Below are 6,243 nucleotides of genomic sequence, written 5' to 3'. Positions count from 1 at the left end.
CGGCCCCGCCGCCGGGCCGAGAGCAGTGCTCGCATACCTCATCAGGCGGCTCTTCGCCGCCGCAGTGATGCTGGTGATCATCATCCTGGTGGTCTTCTGTATCTTCTTCCTCGTCCCCCGCTGGGCGGGCGTGGACCCGGCCACGATGTTCGTCGGCAAGCAGGCGGACCCTGCGGCCATCGAGGCCGTGCGGCAGAAGCTCGGTCTGGCAGACCCGATCTTCGCCCAGGTCTGGGAGTTCTTCAAAGGCATCTTCGTAGGCCGTACGTACTCGGGTGGCGGCGACGTCACGGAGTGCGCGGCGCCCTGCTTCGGCTACTCCTTCCGCAGCGAGCAGGCCATCTGGCCGGTGCTCACCGACCGCTTCCCGGTGACCCTGGGTCTCGCGCTCGGTGCCGCCGTCCTGTGGCTGCTCTTCGGTGTGGCGGCGGGTGTGCTCTCCGCCCTCAAGCGCGGTTCCGTCTGGGACCGTGGCGCGATGATCGTCGCCCTCGGCGGCGTCTCGCTCCCCATCTACTTCACCGGCATGCTGTCGCTGGCGATCTTCAGCTACGGACTGGGCTGGATCGACGGCAGCTACGTGCCTCTCGAAGAGAGCTTCACCGGCTGGTTCGGCGGCATGATCCTCCCCTGGATCACGCTCGCCTTCCTCTACGCCGCGATGTACGCCCGCATCACCAGAGCCACCATGATGGAGGTCCTGGGCGAGGACTACATCCGTACGGCCCGTGCCAAGGGCCTGACCGAACCCGTCGTCATCGGAAAGCACGCGATGCGTTCCACCATGACGCCGATCCTCACCATGCTCGGCATGGACCTCGGCGCGCTGATCGGTGGCGCGATCCTCACCGAGACCACCTTCAGCCTTCCCGGACTCGGACAGGCCGTCCTCAAGGCGATCAGTGACAAGGACCTGCCCGTCATCCTGGGCGTCACGCTGATCACCTCGCTCGCGGTGATCATCGCGAACCTGCTGGTCGACCTGCTGTACGCCGTGATCGACCCCCGAGTGAGGCTCTCATGACCGAACTCAGCAAGAGCGGAGCCGCCGTGGGGGAGCCCGTCAAGGACTCGCCCGCGCCCTCCGCCTTCCTCGAAGTCCGCGACCTCAAGGTGCACTTCCCGACCGACGACGGACTGGTCAAGTCCGTCGACGGGCTCAGCTTCTCGCTGGAGAAGGGCAAGACCCTCGGTATCGTGGGCGAGTCGGGTTCGGGCAAGTCGGTGACCTCGCTCGGCATCATGGGCCTGCACACGACCGGCCAGTACGGCAAGCGCAAGGCCCAGATCTCCGGCGAGATCTGGCTGGACGGCACCGAACTGCTCACCGCCGACCCCGACCACGTGCGCAAGCTGCGTGGCCGCGAGATGGCGATGATCTTCCAGGACCCGCTGTCGGCGCTGCACCCGTACTACACGATCGGTCAGCAGATCGTGGAGGCCTACCGGATCCACCACAAGGTCGACAAGAAGACGGCCCGCCGGCGGGCGATCGAGATGCTCGACCGCGTCGGCATCCCGCAGCCGGACAAGCGCGTCGACAGCTACCCGCACGAGTTCTCGGGCGGTATGCGTCAGCGCGCGATGATCGCGATGTCGCTGGTCAACAACCCCGAACTGCTGATCGCGGACGAGCCGACGACCGCCCTGGACGTGACCGTCCAGGCGCAGATCCTCGACCTCATCCGGGACCTGCAGAAGGAGTTCGGCTCGGCGGTCATCGTCATCACCCACGACCTGGGCGTCGTCGCCGAACTCTCCGACGACATCCTGGTGATGTACGGCGGCAGGTGCATCGAGCGGGGTCCGGCCGAGAAGGTCTTCTACGAGCCCAAGCACCCCTACACCTGGGGTCTGCTGGGTTCGATGCCGCGGCTCGACCGTGAGCAGACCGAACGGCTCATCCCGGTCAAGGGCTCCCCGCCCTCGCTGATCAACCTCCCGACGGGCTGCGCCTTCAACCCGCGCTGCGCGTACGCGGACGTACCCAAGGACAACGTCACCCGCACGGTCCGTCCGGAACTGGCCGAGGTCGGCGGCCGGCACTGGGCCGCCTGTCACATGACACCGGAGCAGCGGGAACGGATCTGGACCGAAGAGATTGCGCCGAAGCTGTGAGTGACAAAGCAGAGGACAAACCAGTGGCCGACTCCGCACAGCGCGAAGGCGTGGCCTCGGGTGCGACCCTCACCAGGGACGCCGCTCCCGGCGAGACGCTCCTGAAGGTGACCGGGCTGCAGAAGCACTTCCCGATCCGCAAGGGCCTGCTCCAGCGGCAGGTCGGCGCGGTGCGGGCGGTCGACGGCCTCGACTTCGAGGTCAAGTCCGGTGAGACCCTGGGCGTCGTGGGCGAGTCCGGCTGCGGCAAGTCGACGATGGGCCGGCTGATCACGCGGCTGCTCGAACCGACCGCGGGCAAGGTCGAGTTCGAGGGCAAGGACATCACGCACCTCGGCGTCGGCGCGATGCGTCCGATGCGCCGTGACGTCCAGATGATCTTCCAGGACCCCTACTCGTCGCTGAACCCGCGCCACACCATCGGCACGATCATCAGCGCCCCCTTCAAGCTCCAGGGCGTCACGCCCGAGGGTGGGGTCAAGAAGGAGGTCCAGCGGCTGCTGTCGGTGGTCGGGCTCAACCCCGAGCACTACAACCGCTACCCGCACGAGTTCTCCGGCGGCCAGCGCCAGCGCATCGGCATCGCCCGCGCGCTCGCGCTCAACCCGAAGATGGTCGTGGCGGACGAGCCGGTCTCCGCGCTCGACGTGTCGATCCAGGCGCAGGTGGTGAACCTGCTGGACGACCTCCAGCAGGAGCTCGGCCTCACGTACGTGATCATCGCGCACGACCTGTCCGTCGTACGCCATGTCTCGGACCGTATCGCCGTGATGTACCTCGGCAAGATCGTCGAGCTGGCCGACCGCGACTCGCTGTACAAGGCGCCGATGCACCCGTACACCAAGGCGCTCATGTCGGCCGTGCCGATCCCGGACCCGCGGCGCAAGTCGGCCAAGAGCGAGCGCATCCTCCTCCAGGGAGACGTGCCCTCGCCGATCGCGCCGCCGAGCGGCTGCCGCTTCCACACCCGGTGCTGGAAGGCCACGCAGATCTGCACGACCACCGAGCCGCCGCTCCTGGAGCTGAAGCCCGGTCAGCAGGTCGCCTGCCACCACCCGGAGAACTTCGAGGACCAGGCACCGCAGGACACCGTGCTGCTGACCGTCGCGAAGCAGGCGGCGGAGCTCGTGGCCGACGAGGTGCTCGCGGAGTCCGCGGCGACCTCGGCCGCGGTGGCGGCGGAGGTCGCGGAGGTGTCGACCACGCCGGCCGAGACGCCGGCCGTGGCAGCGCCCGAGGACGAGACTCCGGCCAAGGAGAAGTAAGAGAAGCAAGAGAATCACGTGCCGTGAGTAAGGCACGTAACACTGAGCCCCCGCCTTGCAATGTAAGGCGGGGGCTCAGTGCTGGGTGAGAATACAGAGGTGCTCCAGCAACTCTTCACGCCCTCCGTCCAGCACACGCTCGAACTCGTCGGCATCTTCTTCTTCGCGATCTCCGGCGCGCTGCTGGCCGTGCGCAAGAACTTCGACGTCTTCGGCATGGCCGTCCTCGCGGAGGTCACCGCGCTGGGCGGCGGCCTGTTCCGGGACCTGATCATCGGCGCGGTGCCGCCCGCGGCCTTCACGGACCTCGGGTACTTCCTCACCCCGCTCCTCGCCACCCTGCTCGTGTTCTTCCTCCACCCCGAGGTGGAACGGATCCAGCTGGGGGTGAACGTCTTCGACGCGGCCGGCCTCGGCCTCTTCTGCGTCTCCGGCACGACGAAGGCGTACGAGTACGGGCTCGGCCTCACCGCGTCCGCGACCCTCGGCCTCGCCACGGCCGTCGGCGGCGGCGTGCTGCGGGACGTCCTCGCCAACGAGGTGCCGTCGCTGCTGCGCTGGGACCGCGACCTGTACGCCGTGCCCGCCATCGTCGGCGCCTCGATGGTCGTCCTGTGCATCCGCTACGACGTGCTGAGCCCGTTCACCTCGGGGCTCGCGGTCGTCACCGCCTTCGCGCTGCGGCTGCTCGCGATGCGCTACCACTGGCGCGCGCCCCGGGCGTGGCACCGGCGTTCGACGGCGGTGGAGGTGCCGGAGTGAACCCGTGGGTTCACATGATCGAAACAGGAAAAGCTACCGCTTAGTAATGACCTGTTGTACCGTTCACGCATGCCAGAAGCAGCTACCGCGCACGCGCTGCGGGCCAGGATCGGCGACAGCGAGTTCGACCGCGACACCGCGGTCACCCGACGCGAACCCGGCGTCTACGACATCGACCTGTCCGCCGGATGGACGATCATCAACGCCGTCAACGGCGGCTACCTCCTCGCCGTCCTGGGCCGCGCCCTCGCCGACGCCCTGCCGCACCCCGACCCGTTCACGATCTCCGCGCACTACCTGACGGCGTCCCGCCCGGGCCCCGCGGTCGTGCGCACCGAGACCGTCCGCGCCGGGCGCACCCTCTCCACCGGCCAGGCGTCCCTCTTCCAGTACGACGACGAGGGCCACGAGGTCGAGCGCATCCGCGTCCTCGCCTCCTACGGAGACCTCGACGGCCTCCCCGACGACGTCCGTACGACCGCGCTGCCGCCCGCGATCCCGCCGATCGACCAGTGCTTCGGCGCCTCGGACAGCCCCGACGGAGCCCCCGTGCCCGGCAGCTCCGCCATCGCCGACCGGCTGATGCTCAAGCTCGACCCGGCCACGCTCGGCTGGGCCCTCGGAGCGCCGTCCGGCCGGGGCGAGATGCGCGCCTGGTTCGGCCTCGCCGACGGCCGCGACGCCGACCCGCTCTCCCTGCTCCTCGCGGTGGACGCGCTGCCGCCCACCGCCTTCGAACTCGGCCTGACCGGCTGGGTGCCCACCGTCGAGCTGACCGTGCACGTGCGCAGCCGTCCGGCGCCCGGGCCCCTGCGGATCGCCATCACCACCCGCAACCTCGCGGGCGGCTTCCTGGAGGAGGACGCCGAGGTCTGGGACAGCGCGGACCGGCTCGTCGCCCAGTCCCGCCAGCTGGCCCGGGTGCGCCTCGGCTGACCCGGGGTTCCCCCACTTCGTGCGCCGCCCGGACTTCGTACAGTGAGGGCGTGAAGTCCGACCGGCTGCTGGCCATCCTTCTGCTGCTGCAGACCCGTGGCCGGGTGCCCGCGCCCGAACTCGCCGAGCGGCTCGAAGTGTCGGTGCGGACCATCTACCGGGACGTCGAGGCGCTGTCCGCCGCCGGCGTCCCGGTCTACGCCGAGCGCGGCCGGCACGGCGGGATCGAGCTGCTCGCCGGATTCCGCACGGACGTCACCGGGCTCACCGCCGACGAGTCGCGCGCCCTGTTCGTGCTGGCCGCGCAAGGCGCCCACGCCGCGCTCGGCCTCGACGCGGCCCTCGGCTCCGCGCTGCGCAAGGTGATGGCCGCGCTGCCCGAGCCGCACCGGCCCGCCGCCGAGGTCACCAGCCGCCGCATCCTGGTGGACGCCACGCGCTGGAAGGGCGGGCCGGGCGCCGGGGCCGCGGTCGATCTGGGAGTCCTCCAGGACGCGGTGTTCGCCGACCGCAGGCTGCGGCTGAGCTACCGCCACGGCGGCGACACCGAGCCGCGTACGTACACCGTGGACCCGTACGGGCTCGTCGCCAAGGCGGGTGTCTGGTACCTGGTGGCCGACCGGCGCGGCAGGCCCCGGCTCTTCCGCGCCGACCGGGTGCGCTCGGCCCGCGCCACCGACGCGCCGGTGCGGCGGCGGCCCGGGGTGGAACTGGCCGACGCCTGGGAGGCGTTGCGGCGCGAGGTCGAGGAGCGGCCCGGCGGCATCGACGTGACCGTCCGGGTCCGGCGCGACCGCTTCGGCCTGTTCCTGCGCCTGCACGGCGGCACCCTCACCGAACCGCCCGAGGACGACGGGACGAGCGAGTGGGTCGTCGCACGGCTCGCGTACGCGGTCGTGGGCGAGGCGCGCCCGCTGCTCGCCTTCGGGGACCGGCTGGAGGTCCTCTCACCGCCCGGGGTGCGCGAGGAACTGGCGCGGGCGGCGGCCGCCGTGACGGAGCTCTACCGCCAGGCTTTGCCGGCAGGGGAGTTGAGGCGTCCTTTGCCCTAACCACAGGCGGGGCACAGCGCGGGCCCAAGCGGGGCCCATGAACGGTTGGTTGCATGCGCTTCTCAGATCTCAGATCAATCTCATTGATCTCACCGGTTTCATACAACGGA

At 70.0% G+C, this 6,243-nt stretch carries 6 protein-coding genes; all 6 read left to right on the top strand.

Annotation, left to right across the window (positions count from 1 at the left end; all coding sequences use genetic code 11):
• The first annotated feature begins 25 nt into the window (after positions 1-25).
• The 6 genes from ACFWGJ_RS19350 to ACFWGJ_RS19325 all read left to right on the top strand — a co-directional run bounded on the left by ACFWGJ_RS19350 (position 26) and on the right by ACFWGJ_RS19325 (position 6,133).
• Positions 26-1,024 carry an ABC transporter permease gene (locus tag ACFWGJ_RS19350; RefSeq protein WP_387325859.1) on the top strand — a complete coding sequence of 333 codons (999 nt, stop codon included), beginning with the start codon at positions 26-28 and terminating at the stop codon, positions 1,022-1,024.
• On the top strand, positions 1,021-2,118 hold the full coding sequence (locus ACFWGJ_RS19345) for an ABC transporter ATP-binding protein (RefSeq protein WP_387325853.1): 1,098 nt from the start codon (positions 1,021-1,023) through the stop codon (positions 2,116-2,118). Before ACFWGJ_RS19350 ends, ACFWGJ_RS19345 begins: the two co-directional genes overlap by 4 nt.
• A gap of 23 nt (positions 2,119-2,141) precedes the next feature.
• Positions 2,142-3,383, top strand: a complete 1,242-nt coding sequence (locus ACFWGJ_RS19340; protein WP_387325850.1) for an ABC transporter ATP-binding protein — start codon at positions 2,142-2,144, stop codon at positions 3,381-3,383.
• Between the two features lie 99 nt (positions 3,384-3,482).
• Positions 3,483-4,145, top strand: a complete 663-nt coding sequence (locus tag ACFWGJ_RS19335) for a trimeric intracellular cation channel family protein (protein ID WP_387325848.1) — start codon at positions 3,483-3,485, stop codon at positions 4,143-4,145.
• 69 nt (positions 4,146-4,214) lie between these two features.
• The gene (locus tag ACFWGJ_RS19330) at positions 4,215-5,081 is read left to right on the top strand and encodes a thioesterase family protein (protein WP_387325845.1); all 867 of its coding nucleotides are present in this window, start codon (positions 4,215-4,217) and stop codon (positions 5,079-5,081) included.
• 50 nt (positions 5,082-5,131) lie between these two features.
• The gene (locus ACFWGJ_RS19325) at positions 5,132-6,133 is read left to right on the top strand and encodes a helix-turn-helix transcriptional regulator (protein WP_387325842.1); all 1,002 of its coding nucleotides are present in this window, start codon (positions 5,132-5,134) and stop codon (positions 6,131-6,133) included.
• The last annotated feature ends 110 nt before the right edge of the window (positions 6,134-6,243 follow it).

It is taken from the genome of Streptomyces sp. NPDC060205 (assembly GCF_042728395.1).
Classification (GTDB): Bacteria; Actinomycetota; Actinomycetes; order Streptomycetales; family Streptomycetaceae; genus Streptomyces.
Note: the sequence above shows the minus strand (reverse complement) of the source record. Positions and strands in the feature narration are given on the sequence as shown.

What these genes read in the sequence shown, in the direction of transcription:
- ACFWGJ_RS19345 (WP_387325853.1), top strand. Translation starts at nt 1,021, where the DNA reads ATGACCGAACTCAGCAAGAGCGGAGCCGCCGTGGGGGAGCCCGTCAAG.
- ACFWGJ_RS19330 (WP_387325845.1), top strand. Translation starts at nt 4,215, where the DNA reads ATGCCAGAAGCAGCTACCGCGCACGCGCTGCGGGCCAGGATCGGCGAC.